At 43.3% G+C, this 25,873-nt stretch carries 33 protein-coding genes and 1 pseudogene; 30 read left to right on the top strand and 4 right to left on the bottom strand.

All coding sequences use genetic code 11. The features are described 5' to 3' along the window. The first annotated feature begins 349 nt into the window (after positions 1 to 349). The 17 genes and pseudogenes from AB4493_RS13600 (at position 350) to AB4493_RS13520 (ending at position 10,915) form a co-directional block, all read left to right on the top strand. Positions 350 to 763 (top strand): GFA family protein, encoded by a 414-nt coding sequence (locus AB4493_RS13600; RefSeq protein WP_372058393.1) that lies wholly within the window; start codon positions 350 to 352, stop codon positions 761 to 763. Between the two features lie 2 nt (positions 764 to 765). After that, the gene (locus tag AB4493_RS13595; protein ID WP_372122194.1) at positions 766 to 1,398 is read left to right on the top strand and encodes an RraA family protein; all 633 of its coding nucleotides are present in this window, start codon (positions 766 to 768) and stop codon (positions 1,396 to 1,398) included. Between the two features lie 30 nt (positions 1,399 to 1,428). Beyond that, positions 1,429 to 1,578 (top strand): annotated as a pseudogene (locus AB4493_RS13590) (GNAT family N-acetyltransferase); the annotation flags it as partial. Positions 1,579 to 1,596: 18 nt separating this feature from the next. Next, the gene (locus tag AB4493_RS13585) at positions 1,597 to 2,154 is read left to right on the top strand and encodes a nucleotidyltransferase family protein (RefSeq protein WP_102333296.1); all 558 of its coding nucleotides are present in this window, start codon (positions 1,597 to 1,599) and stop codon (positions 2,152 to 2,154) included. 139 nt (positions 2,155 to 2,293) lie between these two features. After that, on the top strand, positions 2,294 to 2,710 hold the full coding sequence (locus AB4493_RS13580; RefSeq protein ID WP_102398031.1) for an NUDIX hydrolase: 417 nt from the start codon (positions 2,294 to 2,296) through the stop codon (positions 2,708 to 2,710). A 391-nt stretch (positions 2,711 to 3,101) separates the two neighbouring features. Then, complete coding sequence (locus AB4493_RS13575; protein ID WP_102398033.1) at positions 3,102 to 3,509, top strand: VOC family protein; 408 nt, start codon at positions 3,102 to 3,104, stop codon at positions 3,507 to 3,509. Positions 3,510 to 3,677: 168 nt separating this feature from the next. After that, positions 3,678 to 4,148 (top strand): GNAT family N-acetyltransferase, encoded by a 471-nt coding sequence (locus AB4493_RS13570; RefSeq protein ID WP_372147786.1) that lies wholly within the window; start codon positions 3,678 to 3,680, stop codon positions 4,146 to 4,148. 77 nt (positions 4,149 to 4,225) lie between these two features. After that, positions 4,226 to 4,570: a VOC family protein gene (locus AB4493_RS13565; RefSeq protein WP_017063932.1), complete on the top strand. Its 345-nt coding sequence runs from the start codon at positions 4,226 to 4,228 to the stop codon at positions 4,568 to 4,570. Between the two features lie 119 nt (positions 4,571 to 4,689). Then, a complete protein-coding gene (locus AB4493_RS13560; protein ID WP_372155185.1) occupies positions 4,690 to 5,106 on the top strand; it encodes a VOC family protein in 417 nt (138 codons plus the stop codon). 129 nt (positions 5,107 to 5,235) lie between these two features. Beyond that, positions 5,236 to 5,817: an HD domain-containing protein gene (locus tag AB4493_RS13555; protein ID WP_102321002.1), complete on the top strand. Its 582-nt coding sequence runs from the start codon at positions 5,236 to 5,238 to the stop codon at positions 5,815 to 5,817. 203 nt (positions 5,818 to 6,020) lie between these two features. Next, positions 6,021 to 6,278 (top strand): hypothetical protein, encoded by a 258-nt coding sequence (locus AB4493_RS13550; RefSeq protein ID WP_017061803.1) that lies wholly within the window; start codon positions 6,021 to 6,023, stop codon positions 6,276 to 6,278. 140 nt (positions 6,279 to 6,418) lie between these two features. Next, positions 6,419 to 7,423, top strand: coding sequence for a S66 peptidase family protein (locus AB4493_RS13545; protein ID WP_017061804.1), 1,005 nt, complete (start codon positions 6,419 to 6,421; stop codon positions 7,421 to 7,423). A gap of 151 nt (positions 7,424 to 7,574) precedes the next feature. Then, entirely contained in the window at positions 7,575 to 8,039 is a 465-nt protein-coding gene (locus tag AB4493_RS13540) for a DUF302 domain-containing protein (protein WP_017066540.1), read from the top strand. A gap of 267 nt (positions 8,040 to 8,306) precedes the next feature. Continuing rightward, positions 8,307 to 8,822: an adenylate kinase gene (locus AB4493_RS13535; protein WP_136978486.1), complete on the top strand. Its 516-nt coding sequence runs from the start codon at positions 8,307 to 8,309 to the stop codon at positions 8,820 to 8,822. A gap of 132 nt (positions 8,823 to 8,954) precedes the next feature. Next, on the top strand, positions 8,955 to 9,179 hold the full coding sequence (locus tag AB4493_RS13530; protein ID WP_017061807.1) for a hypothetical protein: 225 nt from the start codon (positions 8,955 to 8,957) through the stop codon (positions 9,177 to 9,179). A 138-nt stretch (positions 9,180 to 9,317) separates the two neighbouring features. Continuing rightward, complete coding sequence (locus AB4493_RS13525) at positions 9,318 to 10,346, top strand: radical SAM protein (RefSeq protein WP_017061808.1); 1,029 nt, start codon at positions 9,318 to 9,320, stop codon at positions 10,344 to 10,346. Between the two features lie 17 nt (positions 10,347 to 10,363). Next, complete coding sequence (locus AB4493_RS13520) at positions 10,364 to 10,915, top strand: DUF1349 domain-containing protein (protein WP_136974256.1); 552 nt, start codon at positions 10,364 to 10,366, stop codon at positions 10,913 to 10,915. 94 nt (positions 10,916 to 11,009) lie between these two features. Here AB4493_RS13520 and AB4493_RS13515 read toward each other — a convergent pair whose 3' ends face one another. Continuing rightward, the gene (locus AB4493_RS13515) at positions 11,010 to 11,342 is read right to left on the bottom strand and encodes a PBPRA1643 family SWIM/SEC-C metal-binding motif protein (RefSeq protein ID WP_017068336.1); all 333 of its coding nucleotides are present in this window, start codon (positions 11,340 to 11,342) and stop codon (positions 11,010 to 11,012) included. 255 nt (positions 11,343 to 11,597) lie between these two features. Between AB4493_RS13515 and AB4493_RS13510 the strand changes: the two genes are divergently transcribed. From AB4493_RS13510 to AB4493_RS13480, 7 genes are all read left to right on the top strand, one after another. Continuing rightward, positions 11,598 to 12,314: an HAD family hydrolase gene (locus tag AB4493_RS13510; RefSeq protein WP_017061811.1), complete on the top strand. Its 717-nt coding sequence runs from the start codon at positions 11,598 to 11,600 to the stop codon at positions 12,312 to 12,314. Between the two features lie 51 nt (positions 12,315 to 12,365). Then, entirely contained in the window at positions 12,366 to 12,749 is a 384-nt protein-coding gene (locus tag AB4493_RS13505) for a nuclear transport factor 2 family protein (RefSeq protein WP_372155183.1), read from the top strand. A gap of 89 nt (positions 12,750 to 12,838) precedes the next feature. Continuing rightward, positions 12,839 to 13,570 carry a glucose 1-dehydrogenase gene (locus tag AB4493_RS13500; RefSeq protein ID WP_372155181.1) on the top strand — a complete coding sequence of 244 codons (732 nt, stop codon included), beginning with the start codon at positions 12,839 to 12,841 and terminating at the stop codon, positions 13,568 to 13,570. Between the two features lie 93 nt (positions 13,571 to 13,663). Then, entirely contained in the window at positions 13,664 to 14,296 is a 633-nt protein-coding gene (gene catB, locus AB4493_RS13495) for a type B chloramphenicol O-acetyltransferase (protein ID WP_017063920.1), read from the top strand. A gap of 170 nt (positions 14,297 to 14,466) precedes the next feature. Then, positions 14,467 to 14,718 carry a Rho-binding antiterminator gene (locus AB4493_RS13490; RefSeq protein WP_137001806.1) on the top strand — a complete coding sequence of 84 codons (252 nt, stop codon included), beginning with the start codon at positions 14,467 to 14,469 and terminating at the stop codon, positions 14,716 to 14,718. 8 nt (positions 14,719 to 14,726) lie between these two features. Next, positions 14,727 to 14,960 (top strand): hypothetical protein, encoded by a 234-nt coding sequence (locus AB4493_RS13485; protein ID WP_010441052.1) that lies wholly within the window; start codon positions 14,727 to 14,729, stop codon positions 14,958 to 14,960. Between the two features lie 48 nt (positions 14,961 to 15,008). Further along, positions 15,009 to 15,458, top strand: a complete 450-nt coding sequence (locus AB4493_RS13480) for a GyrI-like domain-containing protein (RefSeq protein WP_136982719.1) — start codon at positions 15,009 to 15,011, stop codon at positions 15,456 to 15,458. Between the two features lie 223 nt (positions 15,459 to 15,681). On the opposite strand, the gene AB4493_RS13475 is transcribed toward AB4493_RS13480, so the two are convergent. Then, positions 15,682 to 16,272, bottom strand: a complete 591-nt coding sequence (locus AB4493_RS13475; protein ID WP_017061817.1) for a glutathione S-transferase — start codon at positions 16,270 to 16,272, stop codon at positions 15,682 to 15,684. A 173-nt stretch (positions 16,273 to 16,445) separates the two neighbouring features. Here AB4493_RS13475 and AB4493_RS13470 point away from each other — a divergent pair, with 173 nt between their 5' ends. Next, the gene (locus tag AB4493_RS13470; protein WP_017061818.1) at positions 16,446 to 18,701 is read left to right on the top strand and encodes a peptidase U32 family protein; all 2,256 of its coding nucleotides are present in this window, start codon (positions 16,446 to 16,448) and stop codon (positions 18,699 to 18,701) included. A 187-nt stretch (positions 18,702 to 18,888) separates the two neighbouring features. On the opposite strand, the gene AB4493_RS13465 is transcribed toward AB4493_RS13470, so the two are convergent. Together AB4493_RS13465 and AB4493_RS13460 are read right to left on the bottom strand one after the other, a co-directional pair. Next, positions 18,889 to 19,353, bottom strand: a complete 465-nt coding sequence (locus AB4493_RS13465; protein ID WP_017061819.1) for a thioesterase family protein — start codon at positions 19,351 to 19,353, stop codon at positions 18,889 to 18,891. 149 nt (positions 19,354 to 19,502) lie between these two features. Beyond that, a complete protein-coding gene (locus tag AB4493_RS13460) occupies positions 19,503 to 21,326 on the bottom strand; it encodes an ABC transporter ATP-binding protein/permease (RefSeq protein WP_372155179.1) in 1,824 nt (607 codons plus the stop codon). A gap of 563 nt (positions 21,327 to 21,889) precedes the next feature. Between AB4493_RS13460 and artP the strand changes: the two genes are divergently transcribed. From artP to AB4493_RS13435, 5 genes are all read left to right on the top strand, one after another. Next, positions 21,890 to 22,618, top strand: a complete 729-nt coding sequence (artP, locus tag AB4493_RS13455) for an arginine ABC transporter ATP-binding protein ArtP (RefSeq protein ID WP_004733840.1) — start codon at positions 21,890 to 21,892, stop codon at positions 22,616 to 22,618. Between the two features lie 109 nt (positions 22,619 to 22,727). Further along, positions 22,728 to 23,459, top strand: coding sequence for a lysine/arginine/ornithine ABC transporter substrate-binding protein (locus tag AB4493_RS13450; protein WP_004733839.1), 732 nt, complete (start codon positions 22,728 to 22,730; stop codon positions 23,457 to 23,459). 3 nt (positions 23,460 to 23,462) lie between these two features. After that, the gene (artQ, locus tag AB4493_RS13445) at positions 23,463 to 24,149 is read left to right on the top strand and encodes an arginine ABC transporter permease ArtQ (RefSeq protein ID WP_017061822.1); all 687 of its coding nucleotides are present in this window, start codon (positions 23,463 to 23,465) and stop codon (positions 24,147 to 24,149) included. After that, positions 24,146 to 24,814 carry an arginine ABC transporter permease ArtM gene (gene artM / locus AB4493_RS13440; protein ID WP_017061823.1) on the top strand — a complete coding sequence of 223 codons (669 nt, stop codon included), beginning with the start codon at positions 24,146 to 24,148 and terminating at the stop codon, positions 24,812 to 24,814. Before artQ ends, artM begins: the two co-directional genes overlap by 4 nt. 311 nt (positions 24,815 to 25,125) lie before the next feature. Further along, a complete protein-coding gene (locus AB4493_RS13435; RefSeq protein WP_372124902.1) occupies positions 25,126 to 25,851 on the top strand; it encodes a DUF4365 domain-containing protein in 726 nt (241 codons plus the stop codon). Positions 25,852 to 25,873: the final 22 nt, after the last annotated feature.

The raw sequence follows: 25,873 nt of genomic DNA, 5'->3' as shown, positions 1-25,873 counted from the left end.
CAACGCTCAAGTGGGCGAAATCATGGCGAATGTCAAAGCGATTAACAAAGTCATAGGACTAGGTATGCCCGTTAGAAGCTAACGGCTAGCTACATATGGTGTCGTTGATCTTCAAGCTGATTTGATCAACAACGCCAATGGGAACTGTAATCGGTTTGGTGATTCTAGCTGCTATAGATTGGTATCTTGTTCGTAAAACAGGGCTTCATATTCATAAATGGATCTCTACAAAATATGCCGCGTATCTGTCGGAGAAGGGAAACAAAAAATAGCCTTTCTTATTAAGTCATCGGTATAAAAAGTGTTATCTGCTATTCATTTTACACACATTGCAAAGATTGGAGGATTCATGAAAGGTAAAGGAAAGTGCCTATGTGGCTCGGTTGAGTTGGAAGTAGAGTACGCCAGTAATGAATTGGGGGCTTGTCATTGTAGTATGTGTAGAAATTGGTCTGGCGGGCCGATGTTAGTCATTGATTGTGCTGATTCCGTCAAAATATCAGGTGAATCAAATGTAGTGAGATATAAGTCATCCGATTGGGCTGAGAGAGGGTTCTGCGGTAAATGTGGTACTCACTTGTTTTACTTTTTAGTGCCAAATAATCAGTATCATCTTCCTGTCGGTTTATTGATGTCTGGGGGTGACTACAAATTAACTCATCAGATTTTTATCGATGAAAAGCCCGAATACTACGAATTTAAAAATGAAACACAAAATATGACTGGCGCAGAAATATTTGCCCACTTTGAAAGTGGAGAGTAAATATGAAGACAGATTTTTCTAAATTAGCGACAACTGAGTACGGAAATATACTAAGTAACGATCACTTTATTGACTTTAGTATTGGTCCTCTTTGGCAGGGAATGCCGCGAATTTGTGGAGAAGCGTTTACTGTCCAGTTAACGTCTGGTGATAATTTAATGCTTCATTCAGCCATATACGAAGCACCAGAAGGTTCCATAATTGTAGTGGATGGAGTTGATAGCGAATATGCAGTAGCCGGCGGTAATGTATGCGCAGTCGCGAAGAGTCGAGGTATCAAAGGCTTTATTATTGATGGTGTCATTCGAGATTTGACTGAAATTTCAGATATGAAGTTTCCAGTTTTTGCGAAAGGTGTTCATCCAGTTCCGGGAAAGAAAGAGGTCTATTCTGAATTGGGCGCTCCAATCACTTGCGGCGGAGCAAAGGTCTCTACGGGAGATATCATTGTTGCCGATGTAGAGGGTATTGTCGTTATTCCTAAACCCAGAAAAGACGAAGTGTTTTTAATGGCTTCACAGAAAGCGAGTAAAGAGGCGTCATTAACACTCGCTGAGTGGGAAATAAACCACAGGGCCAAAATAGCTCAAGCAATAACGTCTGCGAAACAAAAACCTGAGAGCACTGTAAGCTGATTCGCAATGCGCGGCATTCTTGTCTGTTAACAAGCGAAGTCATCATCCGCCTCTCACATCTCATGGACGGCAAGTCCGCACAATAAGAAAGCGCATGATTTCTACAAAAGGTTGGGTGCAAAGGTTGAGCGAATGGATGGTCAAAGACCTTATTTCAGTTGGGCAATGTACGATTCGTGATTAGATAAAAAGGGAATGATGAATAAACAAAAACTAAAGAACCTCATTCAACAAGTTCCTGAGCTAATCGAAACAGCCAACGTATGTCGTGAGGTGGGTTTGCCAAACTTCTATATTGCAGGCGGCGCCATCACTCAAATAATCTGGAATGATATCGAAAACAAACCGCTTCTAGACCAAGTTAAAGACTTAGATATTGTCTATTTCAATAATGCATCAGCCCTCACTGAGGACGAATTCAAAAACCGCATTCGTTCGCGGTTAAGTCATCGTGTCGACGTGGATGTAAAGAACCAAGCGACCATCCATGAGCGTTACGCTAAGAAGTTCGGTTGCTTGATTCAACCATACGATCGTGTTGAACAAGGTATCAAGTCTTGGCTTTCTGCGCTTGCTATCGGGTTTACTCTGGATGATTCAGGCGATATCAAGTTGTTTGCACCATACGGTGTAGAGGACGCGTTTGATATGCTGATTAAACCGAATAAGCGAGCAATGACAGAAGCGAACTACAACAAAATGACCGCTGGTTATAAGGCTAGATGGCAGCAAGTAAAAGTGTTTCCTTGGGTGTGATCGACAGAGCTTTACGAGATCATTCTCAACATTTGGTATTTAACTCGGCTTGGCGCTAGTGGTAAGTTTGAGCGTAATCTCGGCATTGTTAGTCACTTAGCTGTTCGTTTGTCTTTTGGTAAGAATTAAGGAGTTTTAAGTGAGTCAGGAAGTAAGAGTAGGTATCGCTGCGGTTATTCTACGTGAAGGGCGAGTGTTACTTGGAGAGCGAATTGGTTCTCACGGAGCTCATACGTGGGCAACGCCGGGCGGACACCTTGAGTGGGGTGAGAGCATTGAAGAGTGTGCCAAACGCGAAACACTCGAAGAGACTGGCCTCGTTGTTAGTGGATTTGAAAAGCTCTCTTTTACCAATGATATTTTTGAGAAAGAGAACAAGCACTATATAACGCTGTTTGTTGTGGCTTCTGATGCTAGCGGCAAACCACAGGTGACAGAGCCTGATAAATGTAAGCAATGGAAATGGTTTAAGCTCGATGATTTACCAGAGCCATTGTTTCTTCCTCTGACGAATCTGTTGAGCGATCCAGTCATCCTTGGGAAGCTAGCGCAGTAATACAAATTGTGAGTCTGTTGCTGTGTGAATAAAGGGAATAATCAAACGGAATTAAGGAGATGTTCGATGTTCAAGTGTCCAAATTGTGGGGCGTCGGTTTCTATTAAAGAGAAATCCAAGCTGGATCCTTCCAAATACATGCCATGTAAACAATGCGCTCAAGTATTGAAGCCCTTTACTGTTTATTACTATTCACTCTTTTTTGTCGCGCCTTTCTCGTTTTCGATATCAATGAATTATGCTGGGTTTAGCACTTTAGGTGCCATTGTGCTTAGTTTTGTATTGGTTTACGTATTGTTAGTGTGTCAGCCAATAAAGAAAACATCACAATAGCGCCCTTGCATTAAAAGAAGATGATTAATCAGCAATAAAATAATGAGAATGGTAAATCATGACATTACGAGTAGTTCCAGAGCTTTATTGTTTCGATATTAATGTGAGCAAATCCTTCTTTGTCGATGTGTTAGGGTTTGAAGTTAAATACGAACGCCCAGATGAGGAGTTTGCTTATCTAACGCTTGATGGTGTTGATGTGATGCTTGAAGGGATTGCGGGCAAAAGTCGAAAATGGCTTTCAGGTGACCTAGAGTTTCCGTTAGGGCGTGGTGTTAACTTCCAATGGGATGTTATCGACATCGAGCGACTTTATCAGAGAGTTAACGAAAGCGCCGCTGATTCTATTTACTTAGCGTTAGAGTCGAAGTCTTATCAATGTGGGGATTCGATCGCGACTCAGAAGCAGTTCATCGTTCAAACTCCTGACGGTTATCTCTTTAGGCTCTGCCAAGATATTCATTAAGTCATGACCTTTTAGTTGGATACCAAATGCTGGTCTTTACTCGAAATTATTGGATGGACTAAACGTATTAACTGAGTACTAAGGTTGCATTTCCCAAAATACGGTTCTCGAGATACTAGCGATGAGCTCTAGTCGGTTCTTCGTGGGTGCTATACAGAAGGAACAACAATGATAACTATCGAAAGGCTTGAAGATTCACATGTGGCGTTAGTTCAGGCCATCCAACTCGCCGATGAACAGGTTAAGTTCGCTGGTACAGCTGCAGAGTTTTTATTAGACGGCAGTGAAACGACGCACTTGCACGTGATTAAGTCTGATAACGAAGTTGTGGGTTTCTTTAAGCTGGATATCGCTTACGCAGAGCGCTACGAATTCTGCCCTGAAGGAAGCATTGGCTTGAGAGCTTTTGTGCTTGATAAAAACCAGCAAGGTAAAGGTTTAGGAACAGGCACGGTGAAGGCTTTGTTTCCGTATTTAAAAGCGAATTACTCAGCGTATGAGTCGATTTACTTAACTGTGAATTGCAAAAATCCGGCAGCATTCAACTGTTATAAGAAAGGCGGCTTCGAAGATATCAATCAACAGTATTTAGGTGGCGCAGCAGGCCCGCAATTTATCATGCGCGGTCGAATTGCTTAGTAACAAATTATTGATGAGAAACACCTGCACAGCTGTATGCAGGTTGAGAGTCTTAAAGAACACGAGAAGGAAATTTGATGAAGGTTCAATATCTTGAAGTGGTTACCCCAGAGGTCGATGTCGTTTGTGCAACATACGCTCAGCTCTACAACGTGAAATTCAGTGGTGCAGATGTGAACCTTGGTGGGGCGCGCACTGCAAAGCTATCTAATGGCGGGGTAATTGGCATTCGAGCACCGCTTCGTGAAACTGAAGAACCAACTGTTCGTCATTACACGTTGGTTGAGGATATTCAGTCTGCAGTAACTGCAGCCGAGAAACTAGGCGCCGAAGTTGCGGTGCCGCCAATGGAGTTACCACGTCACGGAATGTGTGCCATTGTTATTCAAGGTGGCGTCGAACTCGGATTCTGGGAGTTATAGCTGATGCATAGCCTTTAGATTGTGAAGGACGAGATACTACGATTTATGATGCGACACCTAGTGTCTTTACCTGCTTCATGGCATCATTCCCTGCAGTAAAAACCCCAACAAGGTATGTTATGAAACAGAATATTGTCCACATTGCACTCGTGGTAAAAGACTACGATGAAGCGCTTGATTTCTATGTAAACAAGCTTAAGTTTGATCTCATCGAAGACACGTATCTACCAGAAGAAGATAGGCGTTGGGTTGTTGTTGCTCCACCAAATTCAACCGGTGTGAGCCTGTTACTTGCTAGAGCTTCCAAGCCAGAGCAACTCGATTTCATCGGCAACCAAGCTGGTGGACGCGTATTCCTATTCTTAAACACCGATGACTTCTGGCGTGATTACGAACGTATGACGTCTTTGGGCATTAACTTTGTCCGAGAGCCTAAAGAGCAAGGCTACGGCACCGTTGCTGTGTTTGAAGATCTTTACGGTAACTTGTGGGATCTGCTTCAGTTAAATCCTGAACACCCTATGGCTAACAGGTAGATAAGCTTAGCCCACAACCATCGGGTGTTGCGTATTACAAAATGTCGGTTCATTGGGAGTAACGCTTCTCTTTCGTTAGGTTAACCCTCCGCACCGCTAAATCATCAACTTAAGTTAAGGAAGCTCATCGTGGAAGAAATCAAAGGCATTCTGCAATTCATGGTCGAGATTGAACAATTAAAGGATGTTCATCGACAGACAAAACCGGTTGGATTGGATCGATATGAAAACTCCGCTGAGCACAGTTGGCACGTCTGTTTGAGCGCACTCATGTTGAAAGACTATGCCAATGAAGAAATCGATATTACGCGAGTAATGAAGATGCTGCTGATTCATGATCTTGGGGAAATCGATGCCGGAGACACCATCATTTATGCCAGTGAAACCGAAGAAAACAAGCTCAAAGAGAGAAACTGCGTCGAGCGCTTGCTGAAATCATTGCCGAGCCATTCAAGAAGCGAGTATTTGGATTTATGGCTTGAGTTCGAAGCCGGTGAGTCACCGGAAGCTAGATTTGGTAAGGCGATCGATAGAGTGCCGCCTTTGCTTCATAACATCCATGGTGGTGGTCATAGCTGGAAGAAGCACAACATATCCAAAGACAAAGTCCTGACCTTCAATGGCGAGCGTATTTCTAAAGGCAGTCGTGCCTTATGGAAAGAGCTAGAAGTGCAGCTTGAAGGTGCTGCGGACAAAGGGCTATTAAAGTAAAAGTTAATTTCGTACCTAAGCGTAACAATAGCTTTAGCTGTTCAATGAGGGAAATCTCGATGGCAACTGATTCAAGATGCATGGCACTTACCTTGTGTCTCATTTCTTTCAAATAAAGATCTAGTGGACAACAATAAGTTCGAGAACCGAGTGATAAGTTGTTAGTATGCATCAACTTTATAAATATTGGTTGGCTTATATAAATGCTTGATAATAAGTATATTAAACATCCTTATCACTGCGAACTGTGTAACGCACTTACCCCGCACCTTGCTGTTAACGCTTCCGATGCTGAATCTAAAGCGGACACTGAATCTGAAAAGAAACAATGGAAGTTAGGCGTGTTGATGGAGTACCTGATGACGTTATTGTTTAAAGGTGACCATAATGTTCCCGGTTTTTATGTCGACAGTGATTATGAATACCAGTGTGAGAAATGTGGGACTAAATCGTGGCATTAATTGGGGATGAAAATTTGATTCAACCTTAATTTTTTGAGCTCTAACCCCGAAATCAACTCGCTTAAAGAACTCGTTTGCTTTAAGAATTAGTGAGTTTCAGTCAGGCGTATTATTCCAATTTTGTTATGGAGGACAAACGAGTGATATACCCAAAAGCTTTAAATATTGGTGACAAAATCGGATTTTTCTCACCGTCATCGCCCGCAACGGTCTTTGCACCTAATCGATTTGCTCGTGCTAAACGTTATTTGGAAAAGCAGGGCTTCATTCTAGTTGAAGGTTTGTTAACTGGAGAGTCAGAAGGGTATCGTTCTGGTTCCATTCAAGCGCGAGCCGAAGAACTCAATCAGCTCATTCGAGATCCTGACGTGCGCTGCATTATGTCGACCATTGGTGGTAACAACAGTAACTCACTGTTGTCATACATCGATTATGATGCCCTTAGAGACGACCCTAAGATCATCGTCGGCTATTCAGATGCCACAGCATTACTGTTAGGCATCTACGCCAAAACTGGATTGGTGACTTTTTATGGCCCTGCACTTGTTGCGTCATTTGGTGAGTTCCCGCCATTAGTCGACGAAACCTTCCAATCGTTTACTGACATCTTATGCTCGGATTCAAGCCAACATCAGTACACGATGCCTGAGAGTTGGACGGACATTAAACACGATTGGGAAACTCAAGACTCTGCAAAGCCAGTTTACAATAACGAATGGCACTTCATGGGAAGAGGTCAAGTAAGCGGTCGCGTGATTGGCGGCAACCTGAGTACGATGGCCGGGATTTGGGGCAGCGAATACATGCCAGAAATTCAGTCTGGCGATATTCTGCTTATTGAAGATTCACTAAAAGGCATTGAAGCGGTCGAGCGTTCATTCGCGCACTTATTGGCTTGCGGAGTATTCGATAAAGTAGGCGCTATTGTACTCGGCAAACATGAGTTGTTTGATGACAAAGGGACAGGGCGAACACCACTCGATGTACTTCTTGAAGTGCTGAACGGTAAAAATGTCCCGATCCTGTATGGCTTCGACAGTTGTCACACCCATCCCATGCTAGTCACGCCACTAGGTGTGCAAGGCACTATTGATTTTGATGACCAAACATTCAAGCTTCAAAGCCAATGGTTAGCGTCGAGTTAACCTAAACTGATGATAATAAGACGCATTAGAAAAGTGATCCTCTCTGCAAACTGAGAATGGAATCGCGTCTATACTGACATGGGTTACGTCGCTGAATTTGGAAGTGGCGCTATGAATGTAAGTTTGATTAGGTTAAATCTCAGAGGTGACGATGAAAAAATTACTACCACTATGCGCCATTTTACTCTCGGCATCATTTTCAGCTGCGGCTTCTGATGGTTTGATTAAATACCAAAGTAATTATTCAGTGAAAGAGACCGCTGACCGCTTTGAAGAAATCGCCAAGAGCAAAGGTTTGACCTTGTTTGCGCGAATTGACCATCAGAAAAACGCGAGTAAGGTCGATCTTGAATTGAGACCAACGGAAGTCATCATCTTTGGTAACCCGAAAGTAGGGACACCATTAATGCAATGTGCTCAAGAAGTCGCGATAGATTTACCGCAGAAGGTGTTAGTCACTGAAGATTCAAATAAGAAAGTATGGTTGTCTTACAACGATCCTAATTACTTGGTAGAGCGTCACGCGATCAATGGCTGTGACGAGGTCGTTAAGAAAGTATCGGGTGTACTAAGCAAGCTATCAGAAGCGACAGTGGCGAAAAAGAAAGCGAAATAACCAAGACCAATTAGCACTCATTAAGACTATTAATGGGTGCGACTTGACGAGGATATAGCTTCCCAATCAACGTTTGGCTGCATTGACAACTAAGCAACAATATATAAAAGTAGTTTTATGAAACTGAATTTAGCGCCATCTAACCAACGAATTATCATCATTCCATAAGAATGGTGGGATTGTTGATGCGCTTTGTTTATCGAACCCACCCGTAAGGTGGGTTTTTTGTCGCTGTCTTATGGGTTTTATCTGAATAGAGGAAGTCATATGAAAAAGATCGCGGTTTTTGGTAAGCCTGGGAGTGGAAAGTCCACAGTCAGCAAGGCGTTAGCACTAGCTACAGGGATAGAGCTTCACCAGTTGGACTCTATTGTTTACAAGGCCAACGGAGAGTTTGTTGAACGTGAAGTATTTGAGGAGGCTCATGAGAGCATACTTAAGTCAGAAAGCTGGATCATCGATGGTTTTGGCCCTCTAGGCTCGTTCAACACACGTTTAGATGCAGCTGATACCTTGGTTTATATCGACATTCCTTATTCAACTAGCTACTGGTTTGTAACCAAGAGAATGCTCAAAGGTTTATTTGTTAAACCTGAAGGCTGGCCTGCTGGAAGCTCAGTGATAAAAGGCACGATACAAAGCTATAAGACACTACAACTGTGTCCTAAATTTTGGAATGACGACTTTAGAGCGCAGTTAGAATTGCGCGCTAAAGAGAAAGAGGTTTACATCATCAGAAGCGTGACTGAATTGAATAACTTTGTTCACCAACACTTCACTTAACAGTCGAGAGTTTACTTTTCTTTAAAACGCTCTTACTTACTCATAACTTCATGAAAATATTTAGATTTAACTCTACGTGTGGCATATTTGCCATATGTTTAGTTTGTGCTTTGAGTTAAGGAGATAGATATTATGTATGGAAGTGAGAAGACGAGAGCGTTCTGTAGTAACTGTAAGGAACTGACACTGCACAAGTACACTATGTTCAGTAACCAAGCCGAAAAAGCGCCACAACATGAAAAGAAGCCAGGGTTGCTTGGAATGATTTTATCGTCGCTAGCTTCAAGTGGCGGAAACGGTGACTATAAATGTACAAAGTGTGGAACCAATTTACGTACACCGGACAACCTTGATTAGCCTTTAACCTACTTAATACTTCAACATTCTTCTTCTTTAATTATCCGTTTTCATTTGATAATAATTCAAATTGTACCGTGTTTTTCATTGAATGAACTTCTAGTAGTCTATGCGAATAGTTAATTATTGGGCATTCAAATGACACAGTATCAGTTCCAACAAGGGCATATTCGCCCACCTTCAGAAGCGGATAGCTTATTGATTCGCACCACCCAAGGTTGTCCTTGGAACAAATGTAAATTCTGTACGCTGTTTGAGGGGATGGAGTTTGCAATTCGTCCCGTTGAAGAGATTAAGAAAGACATTTGGGCTGCGAAAGCATTCTATAAGAACCGTAAATTTGAGACCTGTTTTCTGCAAGACGGTGATTCATTCACTATGGATACCGAAGACTTGCTGGATGTGTTGAATACACTCAAACAAGCCTTCCCAGAGTTAAAGCAGATCAGCTCTTATGGACGAGCGCAAAGCATGACTAAGAAGTCGCCTGAAGAGATGAAAGCCATCTGTGATGCAGGGCTCAACATGCTTTATTGCGGTATGGAATCGGGTTCTATTGATGTTCTCAAATTGATGAAAAAAGGCATTACTCCGAAATCTATTTTGAAATCGACCGAATACGCGAAGCAAGCGGGTATGAAGATGATGACCTTCATTATCCTTGGCTTGGGTGGTAAAGAATATTCGGCGCAGCATGTTGAAGAAACGGCGGCCTTACTTAACCAAATCAACCCAGATGAAATACGCATTCTGTCGCTTGCTGTGAAGCCTGGAACCGAATTGGATGAACTGGTGCAGAATGGAGAGTTCACGCCACTTAGCGAACGTGAAATGCTTGAAGAACAATATCAATTGATCAGTAAACTAAACCGCGTGACGGGCAACTATGGTAACTATCACGGTATTAATTTGTTGATGGAACTGAACGGACAGCTGCCACAGGATAAAGCGAAGTTCTTAGCGACAATAGACCGTTTCAATATGATGAGTGAGAATGACCAGAATAACTTTATCTTGGGACGTCGCATTCATTACTACGCCGCATTGAAAGACATGGATAACCAACTTATGTACGATTCTGTACAAAGAGAGCTTAATCGCATTCAAAAGCAAAATCCCGATGAACTCGACAATGTGTTTTACCAACTCCGTCAACGCATGATCTAGCAGCAAGGACTAATAACATGAATAACCTCGTTAACTGGCAAATCAGAAATGAAAATCCGGAACATCGATCTTTGGAAAACGGCGTGCTGACGATGCAAGTGCAAGAGGGCAATATCTTTGGTGCGGGTTCAGCTGATGTTGATAATATCTTCGTTCATCCAGTATCTAGCTCGGATTACAGCACAGAAGTGACGGTTCAATTAGATCCAAACCTCGCATTTGAACAAGCTGGGTTAGGTATTTACTGGGATAACGACAACTACATTAAAGTGAGCAAAGAGATGTTCATGGGCGAGCGTTCATTGGTGTTCGTTGTAGAACAAAATGGTCAGCCACAGATCAAGGAACGTCTGTTGTTTAGTGAATCTAGTGTGTCGGTAAAGCTCGTCAAACAAGGCGGAAAAGTCGGCGCTCATTTCCGCCCGTTAGAAAAACAACAATGGCAGGAAGTGATCACGTTTGATTCGTTAGTAGGCAGTGAACAGGGTGTGATGCTTTATACGTTCAGTGGCAGTAAGGCGACGCCTAATTTCGCCAAATTTAGTGGCTTCAGTTTGTCTGACGCCTAATAATTTGTCTTACGCTGAATAAGCTTGCTTAGCGTATAAAAAAACGGACCGATATTGCTACCGGTCCGTTTTTAAATTCTTCAAGTCAAAGCGCTTATGCACAACACTTCTTGTATTTTTTACCGCTGCCGCAAGAACACGGGTCGTTACGGTTAGGGGTCTTTTCAAACGTCATCGTTTTTGGCTTGTTTAGTAGAGTATCAAGCTCGATGGTGTTCTCTTCTTTGTCTGCGTCGACTGTAACGGTAACGAAGATAGTATTTTCAGCGGCTAGTGCTTCAACTTCTGCTTTGCGCGCTTCAGTTTGAACCATTACTGCGATTGGAGATTCTTCAGTACCCGCTTTTACATCGCGGTTTACGTTGTAGCCAGCAAGAACGTGGTTCTGTCTTGTTTCGATACGGCCTTTGAAAAATAGTTTCGACATTGGGTACTCATTAAAAATGTTGAATGGCGCTATTTTTAACGGCGATAGCGCAATGGAGCGGGGATTATACGCATATATTGCAATTGATAAAGCAGTGATGTGAGCAAACACTGTTTGGTTTTTGTTTGCTAGTAACGGTTTGTTCTCTAGCTTTGCTTCTATTCGACAAATTTCGAAATTCAAGACAATAAAATTGCCCTAAATAGGCTTATGAATGATAAATTCAAATTATTAATCGAAACAAAGAGATAGTGTATGAAGTTAGATGCCATCCTGTGGGATTACGATGGAACCATAGTCAATTCCGTTCCAAAGAATATCGCAATCACAAAAGACATTATCTCTTTAGTCGCGCCACACTTGTCAGGTGATAACTTACCTAAATATTTGCTCAGCGAAGCGCTTTATCATGAAGCCAACCACGGGGCTAAAAACTGGCAAGCCTTATATGTCGATTATTACGGTTTATCACACGATGAAATGTTGATCGCTGGTGGAATGTGGGCAGAGCATCAAGAGAAAAACCAAACAGCCGTTGCCTTGTTTGAAGGAATGGAAACCGTGGTTAATCAGTTTGCTCATCTTCCACATGGGATCTGCTCTCAAAACTCTCAATTGAATATTCGTGGTGTGCTCGACAGTTATGGCATTGGTGATTTGTTTAAATCGGTCGTGGGCTATGACGATGTCTCGAACGGTAACCAAAAACCCCATCCATTTGGTGGTGTGAAATGTGTCGAGAACATATTTGGCGCCGATCCGACTAACGAGCTTTGTTTGATGTACATCGGTGACCATGAAGCGGACACACAGTTTGCTCGCAATATTGAAGCCGCGCTGGGTAAAAACGCAAAAGTGATTGCCGTTGCAGCAGGTTATAGCCGATCGAAACCTGAAAATTGGCAAACCAAGCCCGATTACATTGCTAACAGTGTCGATGATCTTTTAACGATCATTAGCAAGTACGCATAACGAAGCAGACATTTAGAAATCACCACACGTAAATAACTTTAAGGAAGAATAATGACACCAAAACAAGTGGTATTGGGATTTTGGGATGCAATGCGCAGTAATGATTTTGCAAAGGCAGGTGAATGGTTAACCGCAGATTTTGAAGGCTATTGGCCGCAGTCGTCTGAATTGACGGTAGGGCGCGACAACTTCACGGCAGTCAATGCTGAATACCCAGCTAATGGTGTTTGGGAGTTCGCGCTCAATTCAATTGTCTGTGAAGGTGATACTGTAGTAACGGACGTTTCGGTCACTGACAGTGTGTTGAAAGGCCGAGTGATTACCTTTCACACGGTGGTTGATGGTTTTATTCAAAAGCAAACTGAGTTTTGGCCAGACCCATTCGAAGCGCCGGCGTGGCGATCGCAGTGGGTTCAGATCGTATCGAACAATTAGTTTGTATCGATACGATCAGTTTGTCACGAACAACTAGGTCGTATCGAATAATCAGGTTGCACAGAATAAGTAAACATTAGGAGGTTTCATTGAGCAAGGTAGTGGTTGTAACCGGCGGAAGCCGAGGCATTGGCGCAGCGACGTCTAAATTGTTGGCCAGTCAAGGCTATGCTGTATGCGTTAACTTCATACACAATGAGTCGCGAGCTGAAGATCTAGTGAATGAGATTCGCGAACAAGGCGGAACCGCGATTAGTGTGCGTGCGGATGTGTCTGTTGAATCGGACGTGAAATCCTTATTCGAGATTGCTCGTAACAAGCTAGGTCCAGTGACTCACTTGGTTAATAATGCCGGGATCTTGTTTACCCAGTCACCATTGGTTGATATTGAATTGGATCGCTTTGAAAAGGTGATGAAGTCCAACGTATCAAGCTGCTTTCTGTGCAGTAAAGCCTTTATCAAACAAGCCGATGGCGCAGGTTCGATTGTGAATGTATCGTCTGCCGCTTCTCGTACTGGCGCACCGTTTGAGTATGTGGATTACGCAGCATCGAAAGGTGCGATGGATTCACTCACCAAAGGCTTATCGCTTGAATTAGCTTCACGCAATATCCGAGTGAATGGCGTAAGGCCAGGTTGTATTTATACTGAGATGCATGCAGACGGCGGAGAGCCAGATCGCGTAGACAGACTAGCTTCGCAGTTACCGTTACAACGAGGTGGCACACCAGAAGAAGTCGCGAACTCTATCGCGTGGTTATTATCAGACGAAGCTTCGTATGTCACCGGCTCGTTTATTGATATTGCAGGCGGTCAATAGGGCACGTTTGCCTTTACACTAATATAAACAAGTTACAACCATCAACACGCAACAAAAGTACCTAACTAAAAGAACGAAACTAAGAGTACAACCATGAAAAACTATTTTGAAAGCCCGTTTGTTGGAAAGTCACTCAAAGAACAAGTGACCAACCCAAACATCATCGTGGGCGAGCACAGCTATTACTCGGGTTACTACCATAACCACAGCTTTGATGACTGTGCGCGTTACCTATTACCGGATAGAACCGACATCGATAAGCTGATCATTGGCAGCTACTGCTCGATTGGTTCTGGCGCCGTGTTTATGATGGCGGGCAACCAAGGCCACCAAAACCAGTGGGTGAGTACCTTCCCGTTTTTCTATCAAGACGATGAGAAGTTTGAAGGTGCGATAGACGGCTTTGAACGCTCTGGTGATACCGTGATTGGTAACGATGTGTGGATTGGTACAGAAGCCATGATCATGAGTGGTGTTAAGGTTGGTGACGGAGCCATCATCGCAAGTCGAGCGGTTGTGACTAAAGATGTCGCGCCATACTCGATTGTCGGTTCAAACCCAGCACGCCATATCCGTTATCGTTTCAATGAGACTGAAATCGCTCAGTTGCTAGAAATGAAATGGTGGGAATGGAGCGAAGAACAAATCAAAGGCGCAATGTCGCTAATGTGTTCTTCAGACATTGGTGGTTTGTACCATTATTGGAAAGGATTCTTGAAGCCTTAAATTGTCGTTCACAGATGAAATGTGAATGGTGAGAACGAGATTAAATTTAACAAATTACTCAATAATCTGATTATGGCAATGCGATTGTGATACGAGTAACTTATTGATTGTAAAGATATTGAATAGTATGGCATGTCGCATTAGCGTGGTGGATGAATTGGAAGGGTATTATGATTAGTTGCAACGATTACGATTATATTGAGATTGTGTGTATGCACCGATACCCAATCAAATTAACGCTGAAATCTGGCGAGCAGATTGAATGTGTCGGATTAGATACTCAACGCAATGATAGCCGTGAAGAGTGCATTAAGGTCAGTATTCAAGGTTTAGAACAACTTGTCGTACTCACAGACCTTTCCACACTAGAAGTTTGTGTCGACAACCCTCATTTTCAGCAGATTTCATTCAAAACGTCATAGGCTTTCAAATGAATAACACCATAGAACAATGCTATTGCACCGCATGCCGAGAAGATACACAGCACGTTGTGGTGTTGGTCAGAAAGACGAGTGCGTTTGCAGAGAAACCTAACCAAAAGCGAAGCGAGTTTTGGGCAGGCATGATAAAAGGTTGGTTTCTTGGCCCATTTATCGCATCTATGGACGAATTTTCTCGTCATATAGTGTGTGAGAAGTGTGGTCACAAAGAGATTGAAGATTAGGTATCGATTCAATATGCTCAAACCATCGTTGGCTTAGGGATAAAACGAATGAAAGTAGAAACGATTGAAGCCGTAAAGGCGTATGGGTTTTCAGTAAGAACCACTAATCAGGATGAGGTTGACCCAACTAAAGCGAAGATAGGTCAATTGTGGCAGGGCTTTTTTGATCAGGCTTTTCCCAAACTGACGCCGGATTCAAAAGTGTACGGTGTCTACACTAATTACGAGTCTGATTTTACGGGTGAGTTTGATGTTATCGCGTGTGCTAATGCGTTAACGGATCAAGACTTAAATAATCTTATTGAAACCAAGATTGAAGCAGGCAAATATCTGACGTTTTCTGCTGAAGGTGAACTTCCTCAAGCAGTCATCGATCTATGGGGTGAAGTGTGGGCGTATTTCAGCGCTGCTGACTGCCCACATGTGAGAACTTACACGACAGATTTTGAACTATACAAAGGTGAAACTGAAGTCGAGATTTCGATAGCGATTCAGTGATCAGGTTAAAATGAACAAAAGGCTTAGCTTAGACTGTGTTTGCCAGTTAAGAGACAGTCGTTACCGGTAAAGAGACAACGGAATCCCAGTTAAGCCTTTGAATATCTGTTCTTTACAAAGAAGATACAGTGTCACGTAACTACTTTAATACCTAGGAATTATCTATTCCAGAATTCCCCTAGATCACCCTAGATACCCTTAAGTCACCCAAAATTCTCTTAAGTTATCCAAAAAGACAATCTTGCTTGGTTTCATTCCACAAAGGGTATTGCTTCATGACTTGGGTGTAGAGCTTACTTTCAAGGTGCGCTCTTAACCAACGTCCTACGTTTTGATATTCCGATTTCACAAACCACTTCTTTTCGACTCGCACAAACTGACTGACGAAAGGCATCACCGCAAAATCGGCCAAGCTTGGGCTTTCTCCAAAAAAGTAGGGCTGATCGGTAAGTCGCACTTCTAACTGCTTAATGAAGGTTTCGCAGGCTTGTCGGCGTTGTTCAACATCGATGTTTCGGTAACGAACCGATGCACGATACCTTTCTAAGTGACCAATAAATTCTTCATCGTTGGTTTTAATGAGCTGCTGAACTTGTTCGCTAAGCGTTGGATTGCTTGAACGCAGAAGATCTTGAGGATCGTTTTGTTGAAGTGACCAGTTCATCACATCCAAGCTCTGTTCAATGACTTGTCCATTGGGTAACACCAATACAGGCACTGTTCCTTTTGGCGAACTGGCCAATAGTTCGCTAGGCTTGTCTTTGGTAACGATTTCTCGAAGTAACACTTTTTGCTGTGATAGTGCGATGCCCATTCGTCCGCGCATTGCATAAGGGCAACGGCGTAAAGAATAAAGGATAGGTAGATCGGATTCGTTCGGCATTATTGAGGTCATTTAGTTTGAAAAGTGTTGTACGGTGGTAAAGAGATCGTGATGTGGGTAGAATACGCGGCTTAAAAATTATAAGTAAGTGAGCGACTTCAAAAATGAGCAGAAAAATTGAGTTATTAGCCCCAGGTGGCGATGTAGAAGCGATAAAAGCCGCCATCGTAGCGGGTGCTAATGCAGTTTATTGTGGTTTAGACACATTCAACGCTCGTAACAGAGCCTCTAACCTGTCGTTAGACGAATTGAATGGTGTGATTCGCCTTGCTCATGAATACGGCTGTGAAGTGTTCCTGACTCTTAACGTTGTGCTACTGGAGCACGAGACTAAGAGCATCACCAAACTGCTGAACCAGCTTGTGAACACCAAAGTGGACGGCATCATTGTTCAAGACTTGGGTTTATTCAACCTGGTTAAGAAGCATTTCCCATCGTTAGACGTTCACGCGTCGACTCAGTTAACTACGCACAACGAAGGTCAGATTAAGTTCTTGTCTAAGATTGGCGCGACGCGCGTTAACTTGTCTCGTGAGTTGAACCTGCCTGAAATCAAGATGCTGACGGAAGTGGCACACGATCACGACGTATTAACCGAAGTGTTCGTACACGGCGCTCTGTGTATCGCATTCTCTGGTCAATGTTACTCAAGCTCAGTAAGTGTGGGTAACTCAGGTAACCGTGGTCGTTGTAGCCAAGCGTGTCGTGATGAGTACGAAATCACCAACGCGGGCAACAAGTTCCCACTTAACCTGAAAGATAACTCAGCTTACTACGACCTACCTGAATTGGTTGATGCGAAAGTCGACTCATTGAAAGTAGAAGGCCGTATTAAAGGCGCACACTACGTTTACACTGTGGTAGACACATGGCGTAAACAGATTGATAGCTTTGTAGAAAGTGGTTTGTTGATCGAAGACGATTCGAACCTACACAAAGTATTCAACCGTGATTTCACCAACTCTTTCCTAAAGGGCAACCTAACGAAAGACATGTTCATCGATAACCCGCGCGACAACAGCATGAACTACGCTGTTGAAAAAGCGACGGAGCAGAACAACGAAATCTCAGTTGTACAGATTCAAGAAGTGACCAACGAACTTCACCAAGCGAAAGACGTTCTTGGTAACGAAATGCGTGACAAGATCGAGTTCCTTGATATTCGCAAGACACCAGTAGCACTGTCGTTCAGCGTAAAAGTGGGTCAACCATTTACGGTGACTGTGAACACGCCAAAAGAGAACTTTACTCTTCAATCTAAATCGCTATTGAAAGCGGTTGAAGAGAAGGCGATTACTCAAGAGCTACTTGAGAAGCGATTCAAAAACGTGAAGAGTGCAGTTCACACGCTAGAAAGCCACGACTTCAGTGAAGTGGATGCAGGCTTGTTGATTCCTCTAAAAGAAGTTTCAGACCTAAAAGACGAGATCGACTTCATTCTGAACGGCTCTGTGGAAGTGATTAAGCACGTTGAAGTGCCAGCACTGCCTCAGCACCCTAAAGTGAACGAGAAGCCGACTATGTCGATGCTTATCGCCGATGTAGAAGACTTACACCTGTGTGACGTGACTGACGCGGATGTTTACTTCAAACTTCCAGAAAGCTTCAAGAAGCGTTGTAACAAGTACATCGACATCTTGGCAGCAAACCCACGTTTGATTCCTTGGTTCCCAGCGGTATTGATCGGTAAAGATTACGACGAAGCGGTTCGTATTCTTGAAGAGATCAAGCCAGCTCGCATCGTAACCAACAACACGGGTATTGCTTACAAAGCTTACGAGATGGGTATTGAGTGGGTTGCAGGCCCGTTCATGAACACGACCAACTCTCACGCACTGGTTACTCTGAAAGAAGAGCTGAACTGTGCAGGCGCATTCATTTCGAACGAGATCAACAAAGGTCAGATTCGTCATATTCGTCGCCCAGAGAACTTCAAACTGTTCTACAGCATTTACCACCCAATCTTGATGATGACCAGCCGTCAGTGTTTCTTCCAAAGAACCGTGGGTTGTAACAAGCCAAGCATCGAAGCAGGTTGTATGTTGAAGTGTGAGAAAGCGACCACGATTACCAACGTGAAAGGCATCTCTTTTGCGGTTGATAAACAGAAGGGTGGCTACCCAAGCATTTACAACCACGAGCAGTTCTTGAACCACGACGCAGTAACTGACTTCTCTGGTCTGTTCGACGAGTTCTTCATTGACCTAACCAACATCGGTGCAGGTTCTAAAGAAGTGAAAGACAAAGTTGAGCTTATCAAGCATTTCGAAGCGCTACTGAACGGCGTTGAAGGTTCACAACAGAACCTAGAGCAGATGGTTGAAGTTCGAACTAATGCTCAGTACGTGCAAGGTCTATAGCGTACAAGGTTTATAGGGTTCAATGTCTATGGGCTGTAAGGCTTATAGCTTCTAACGCAAAGAGCGCTCAAGGTTTATAACGCTCAACCGCTTATAAGCACTCAGCACCAATAAACAAAAGGCCACTCAATCGAGTGGCCTTTTTAATGTCTGAAACTTTCTGAATCTTTCTCAACCAACGAATACGTTATTCTGTCACGGCTTCTTGTTTGAAGCATGGGCTTTTCAACGTGTTCATCTTTTCGATTTCATTGGTTAAGCGCAGCGAGAGCAGGGCTTTCTGGTTCGAAGCAAAATCAAACATCACGATAGTCGCAGTGCCAACGGTCGTCAGTTTCTGTTGAGCCTTACTGACAATCGCGTATTCCATGGTGAATCGGTCATCTTGAATATCGGTAACACGTGAGCCGACCATCAAGGTATCTGGATACGTGACTGGGCGGAAATACTTACAGTAAGTGTCACCAAGAACAGGACCAACTTTGGTAATCGCCATCTCTTCCATCAGCTCGACGTGCTTGAAAAAATCTAAGCGAGCGGTTTCGAAATAGCGAAAATATACAGCGTTGTTAACGTGATTGAGTGCGTCCATTTCTCCCCAAGCGACAGGGATTTCTGTTACTACCGGGTAGTCAGATAATAGTGCTTCCATGCGAACTCTCTTATTGTTATGTAGGGATAAGTTGTTATTGGAATAAAAACCCTACCGCTAAATTAACAAAACTGCAACACGCGTGATTTAAGTTTTTGAAGCTTGAAACCACACAATGTCAGTGACTTAGTTGCACATCCACTCAATAGTTAGGCACTAAGGTGTTTGAATTGCAGCTCAACCAAGCGTTGGTACAATTCGCAGCTATTGATGAGAGACTGGTGGTCGCCGATGTCTACTAGTTGTCCTTTATCGAGCACCGCAATTTGGTCGGCGTGTTTAATTGTTGATAATCGATGGGCGATAATGATCGTCGTTCTGCCACGCATTAACTCTTCTAACGCTTGTTGTACGTGATGCTCACTTTCACTGTCTAGTGCGCTGGTTGCTTCATCCAACAATAGAATATTTGGATCTTTCAAGATGGCACGTGCGATGGCAATACGTTGTCTCTGCCCACCAGAAAGCCTTACACCACGTTCACCAAGAAAGCTGTTGTAGCCATCAGGTAGGTTTTGAATGAACTCGTGTGCGTGCGCTTTCTTCGCCGCTTCGATCACTTGCTCGTCTGTTGCCTGCGGGTTGCCGTAGCGAATGTTATGGAACACATCGTTACTGAACAGAGCAGGTTGTTGCGGTACCAATGCCATCTGCTTTCTTAGCTCGTTAGGATCAAACTGATTCAGTTCAACACCGCCTAAGGTGACCTTACCCACTTGTGGGTCGTAGAAACGTTGCAGCAGTTCGAACAGGGTAGTTTTACCTGCGCCAGACGGGCCAACCAGTGCCAACACTTTGCCTTCATGGGCAGTAAGCGTGAGGTTGCTTGTTGCGGGTTGGTCCGGTCTTGATGGATAACAGAAGGTCACATCATCAAATGCAACTTCTGGCGTTACGTTAGCAAGCGAAGTTGGATTCGCAACTGGCGCAACAATATGGCTTTCAACTTGTAGGATCTCGATTAATCGCTCGGTCGCACCTGCCGCGCGTTGCAGTTCACCCATCACTTCAGAAATCGTACCTAACGATGAAGCAACCATAATTGCGTAGAACACAAACGCCGCTAAGTCACCAGCCGACATAGTGCCGTTGATAACATCACTGCCGCCAACCCAAAGCATGCCTGCAATAGCACTAAATACAATCACGATAACGCCAGAAATAAGAATCGCGCGCTGTTTTACACGCTGGCGACCAATCTCATACGCCTTTTCCACTTCTACCGCGAATGATGCTTTCTCTTGCTCTTCTCGGCTGTAGCTTTGCACGGTTTTAATGTGCTCAATTGCCTCACCTGCGTAAGAACCCACATCAGACATGGAATCTTGGCTTTGGCGAGATAGGGCTCTTACACGGCGCCCATAAACAAGGATCGGAATCAAGATAAATGGCACCGAGGCCAATACAATCAACGTCAGCTTAATATTGGTCGCAAACAGCATGATGATTGCACCAATACACATCAACGCGCTGCGCATCGCCATAGAGAACGATGAACCAATGATGCTTTGAAGCAGAGTAGTATCCGTTGTAATGCGCGACATGATGTCGCCACTGCCATTGGTTTCGAAGTAACTCGGGTGCAGCGTCACGACATGATTGAAAACCGATAAGCGAATGTCTGCACTCACACGTTCCCCAACAGAAGAAACCAAGTAGAAGCGGAAGAAAGTACCAATCGAAATCAACACGACCACCACCATGATGAACTGAATCGAGCTGCCTAAGTCTGACAACGATTGTTGGCTGAAGCCTTGGTCGATAAGAAGACGAATACCGTGTCCGACTGAAAGGGTTAAGCTCGCTGTGAAGATCAACGCGATCAACGCAGCAATAACACGACCTTTATAAGGCTGAATGAATTTACTCAGCTCAAACAAAATACTGAGGCTTTTTTTCTCAGGTTTGGCATCGGGATTCTTTTGAGTCTGTCGCTGGTTCGAGTCGAGCGTAGAAGAGACATCGTTTTGCATATGACTGCCTTAATGTGTTGTCGCTTTAAAAATAGATGGCTTGTTGCTTGTTGCTTATGGCTAATTGCTTTATGACTTATTGCCTGTACTGCGCGTTGTTCGCTGGGCAGTAATTGTTGTTGATAATCGAACCCATTAAAGCATTTATTGCGCTGTGACGCTCCCTAGGAAACTCAATTTCCAATATTTCATCAACACTAAGTGAATAATTCGAAACGACCTTAAAGGAAAACTAAGCATTTTGATCCAGTCAGTTGGATAGGAAACCAAGCTATTTAACCCTAATTTTTATGCAAGTAAATTAGCGTTGATAGGAGAGTGCACACATAAACAAGCAACCGTGCGATGATTTATAAATTGATAGCAAAACGTTTGCTATTTATCTCGATATTAGCTTTATCAATGACTTGTAAGTTTTGGTTGTAAGACCAGTTATAGCGACTGTTTTTTGTGGAATATTTGTTACAAAAATTCAACAAAGTAGTTTTTTATACATTTTTCTTGCATAAAAACTCGGATTGAATAGAATAACCAACAAATGACAATTAATGCAGTATTGTGGCATGAGTATTCAAGTAAAGAGCATCAACAAATCATACGGTGATACCCAAGTTCTTCACGACATCAGTTTCGACTGTGAGAGTGGCGAAACCTTGGTATTGCTTGGCCCAAGCGGCGCGGGCAAGAGTTCATTACTGCGTGTATTGAACCTGCTTGAAATCGCGGACAACGGCGAATTAGATATTGCTAACGAGCAATTCGACTTTGCTGGTCAGATCCAAGAGAAGCAAGGGCTTAAACTTCGTCGTAAAGTCGGCATGGTGTTCCAGCAATATAACTTATGGCCACACATGACGGTGATGGAAAACTTGATTGAAGCACCGACGAAAGTTGCGGGTTTGGATAAGCAAGAAGCGATTAAGCAAGCGCAAGAAGTCCTAAAGACACTTCAACTTGCCGACAAAGCAGACGCTTGGCCACTTCAACTGTCTGGCGGTCAACAACAGCGTGTTGCGATTGCACGTGCGCTGATGATGAAACCGGATGTGTTGTTGTTTGATGAACCAACAGCGGCGCTTGATCCTGAGATCACCAACCAAGTCGTGAGCATTATTAAAGAATTGAGCGGAACGGGCATTACCCAAGTGGTCGTGACGCATGAAGTCGATTTCGCGAAGAAGATTGCTAGCCACGTTCTGTACCTAGAGAAAGGGTACATCGTTGAACACGGCACCAGCGATTCATTCGTTAATCCGCAGACACCTGAGTTTGCTGAATATTTGACTCATTAAGTAAGTCACTTATTAAAAGAAAGTTGACTCACTAGATTTAGCTAAATTAAAACAATCAAATTATAAGAATGGCCACAGGCCGCTATTACACAGTATTCGGAGTAACAAAATGAAAAAGATTCTACTAGCTTCACTTATCGGCCTTGCTTCTTTTAACGCAGCAGCTCAAGAAGAAATCAAATTCGCGATGGAAGCAACGTACGCACCATTCGAATACATGGATGAGAACAACCAAATTCAGGGTTTTGACGTAGACTTAGCAAACGCACTTTGTGAAGAGCTGAAAGCAACCTGTACTTTCCACAACCAAGCATTCGATAGCTTGATCCCTGCACTTAAATTCAAACGTTACGATGCGGCTATCTCGGCAATGGACATCACAGAAGCGCGTCTTAAACAAGTGAACTTCTCTAACGCATACTACGACAACTCTGCAGCATTCATCTCTTTTGAAGGCAAAGTAGCAGACCAAGCAGCACTAGAAGGTAAGCGTGTTGGCGTTCAAAACGGTTCTACTCACCAGAGCTTCCTACTTGAGCAAATGACTGGCGTAACAGCGGTACCTTACTCAAGCTACCAAGATGCATTCATCGACATGAAAAACGGTCGTATCGATTCTGTATTCGGTGACACAGCCGTTGTAGCAGAATGGTTCAAGAAAGAAGACAACCTAACGTACGTTGGCGACCAAGTAACAAACCAAGAGTACTTCGGTAACGGCTTTGGCATCGCAGTAAACAAGAGCAACCAAGAACTTGTAGACCAGCTTAACGTTGCACTTGCAGCAGTAAAAGCGAACGGCGAATACGATAAGATCTTCAACAAGTACTTCGGTAAGTAATTTATGGAATTAACGGGTTACTCTTTAGGGCTCGTCGAAGCAAGCTGGATGACTGTTCAGCTTGCGTTCGTAAGCCTATTGGTTGGATTGGTTCTAGCAGTTTTGTTTGCAAGTGGTGAGATGTCTCGTCGTATTGCAATCAAATGGCCAACGACTGCATTTGTGACGATTGTTCGTGGTTTACCAGAAATTCTGGTCGTACTGTTTATCTACTTTGGTTCGACACAAGTTCTGTTCATGATCACTGGCGACTTCATAGAAGTGAGCCCGTTCTTATCTGGTGTTGTTGCACTGTCACTTATCTTTGCTTCTTACGCTTCGCAAACCTTGCGTGGTGCTTTGAAAGCAGTAAGCAAAGGGCAGAGAGAAGCAGCAAGCGCACTTGGTATTTCTCAGTCTCGTGCATTCTTTCGTATCGTGTTACCTCAAGCGGTAAGACACGCACTACCAGGGTTAACCAACCAATGGTTAGTGTTACTGAAAGACACTGCATTAGTTTCGCTAATTGGCGTAACAGATTTGCTGAAACAAGCACAACTAACATCCGCTGCAACGCACGAAGCATTTACTTGGTACGCGACAGCAGCAGCAATCTACTTGGTCATAACTTTAATCACACAAAGATTGGTAAAAGTGATTGATGGTAAGTTCTCTATTCAAGGTTTGGGTAACAAAGGGGCAATGGCATGAATCAACAATACCTCTCTCAAATGCTTGAAGGCTTAGTGACCAGTCTTCAACTTACAGGCGCTTCATTGCTGGTTGGTTGTATCTTGTCACTGCTGATGACGGTAACGCTAATCCTAAGAATACCTGCGATTCACTGGTTAACACGTGGCATCATCACGCTGTTCACCGGCACACCATTGTTGGTGCAGATCTTCTTGGTCTATTACGGCCCGGGTCAGTTCGATTGGATTCGTGAAAGCTTCATGTGGACTTGGTTAAGCCAACCTTGGTTCTGTGCAATGTTAGCATTAGCTTTGAACACTGCCGCATACAGCACGCTACTGTTCAGAGGCGCATTCAACGCCATTCCAGCAGGGCAGTGGGAAGCGTGTCGTGCACTAGGTATGGACAAAGTAGCAACGCTTAAAGTGTTACTGCCATATGCACTACGCCGCGCCGTTCCAGCTTACTCGAACGAAGTGATTCTAGTCTTCAAAGGTACGTCACTGGCAAGCACCATCACCATCATGGACTTGATGGGCTACGCTCAGCGTATCAACGGCCAAACCTACGACACGCTAACCGTGTTCGGCATTGCTGGCGCATTCTACTTAGCAGTAAACGGCATACTAACGCTGATCTTCCGTCAGGTAGAGAAGAAAGCCCTCGCATTCGAAGCCGCGTAAGCTAGCCACAAACAAATTTAATTAACGTATAAAGCCTGCCATTTATGTTCGCATAGATGGCAGGCTTTTTTGTGTTTGGGGTATGTGTAGTGGTACTGTTTTTATATCTAGTAGAGCGGGGTTTTTGCGAAATTCATACTATATAGAAATATTCTGCATTTTGTCATTCAATGAGTCTATCTATGTTTTAAGTCACTGAATTGCTGTGATTAATCGTGGTAAATTAATATGCATATGAAACTAGATAGAATGATTCTGTATTTAAATGCAGAATTTTTCGGTCTAATAGCTGTTATACAAAATGAGGAAGTATGCAATACAAAAGTAAAGCGGTCACTGGCGACGCTGGCGAGTACTTTTTTGCCTATAAAGCCACTTCTATGTTTAAGTGGGCGGTTCGCTTACTCGATGTCGACCTAGGGGTGGATGCTGAAATAGAAGTAGTTGAAAATGGGAAAAGCGACTTACGGCTAATAAAAGTGCAAATCAAGTCGTCAGTAAAGGTAACTGGTAATAGTCATTCAATTTATGTCACTCCTGAACACATAGAATACTGGAAAAATACAAACCTTCCGGTTCTGGTTTGCCTTGTGGACTTAAATAATGAAAAAATTTACTGGAAGCACATTAAAAATGAACTGAATTACAAATCATCTGGTGAAAGTTCAAAGGTTACTTTTGACTTACGGTTTGATGAGCTTACAGAAAGGTCTAAATCAGAGTTACTTAAAATAGCGATACCTAATGAATTTAAGCATTTTGACAAGTTGAAAACGGAACTAAATCAGTTGTTGTCAAAATTGCCACAGCCAGTAGTACATCAGTATGTTCCGCATACTGATAACGAACTAGACGAACTGTTTAACAATATAGATAAGTCATTAGAGATCCTAAAGAAAATGCGTGAGCTTATACTTATCCACCCCAATATTGGAAATAACGGCATCAATAGTCATATTTCAGGTATACACCAGTATCTAATGCAATGTCACCAGTTTGCGGAAATGTGCAATCGAGCGGAAAGTGGGTGGGATTAGATTTTGTATAACAAATAAGGAT

Source organism: Vibrio sp. 10N.222.55.A1 (assembly GCF_041473835.1).
Lineage (GTDB): Bacteria > Pseudomonadota > Gammaproteobacteria > Enterobacterales > Vibrionaceae > Vibrio > Vibrio crassostreae_C.
Note: the sequence above shows the minus strand (reverse complement) of the source record. Positions and strands in the feature narration are given on the sequence as shown.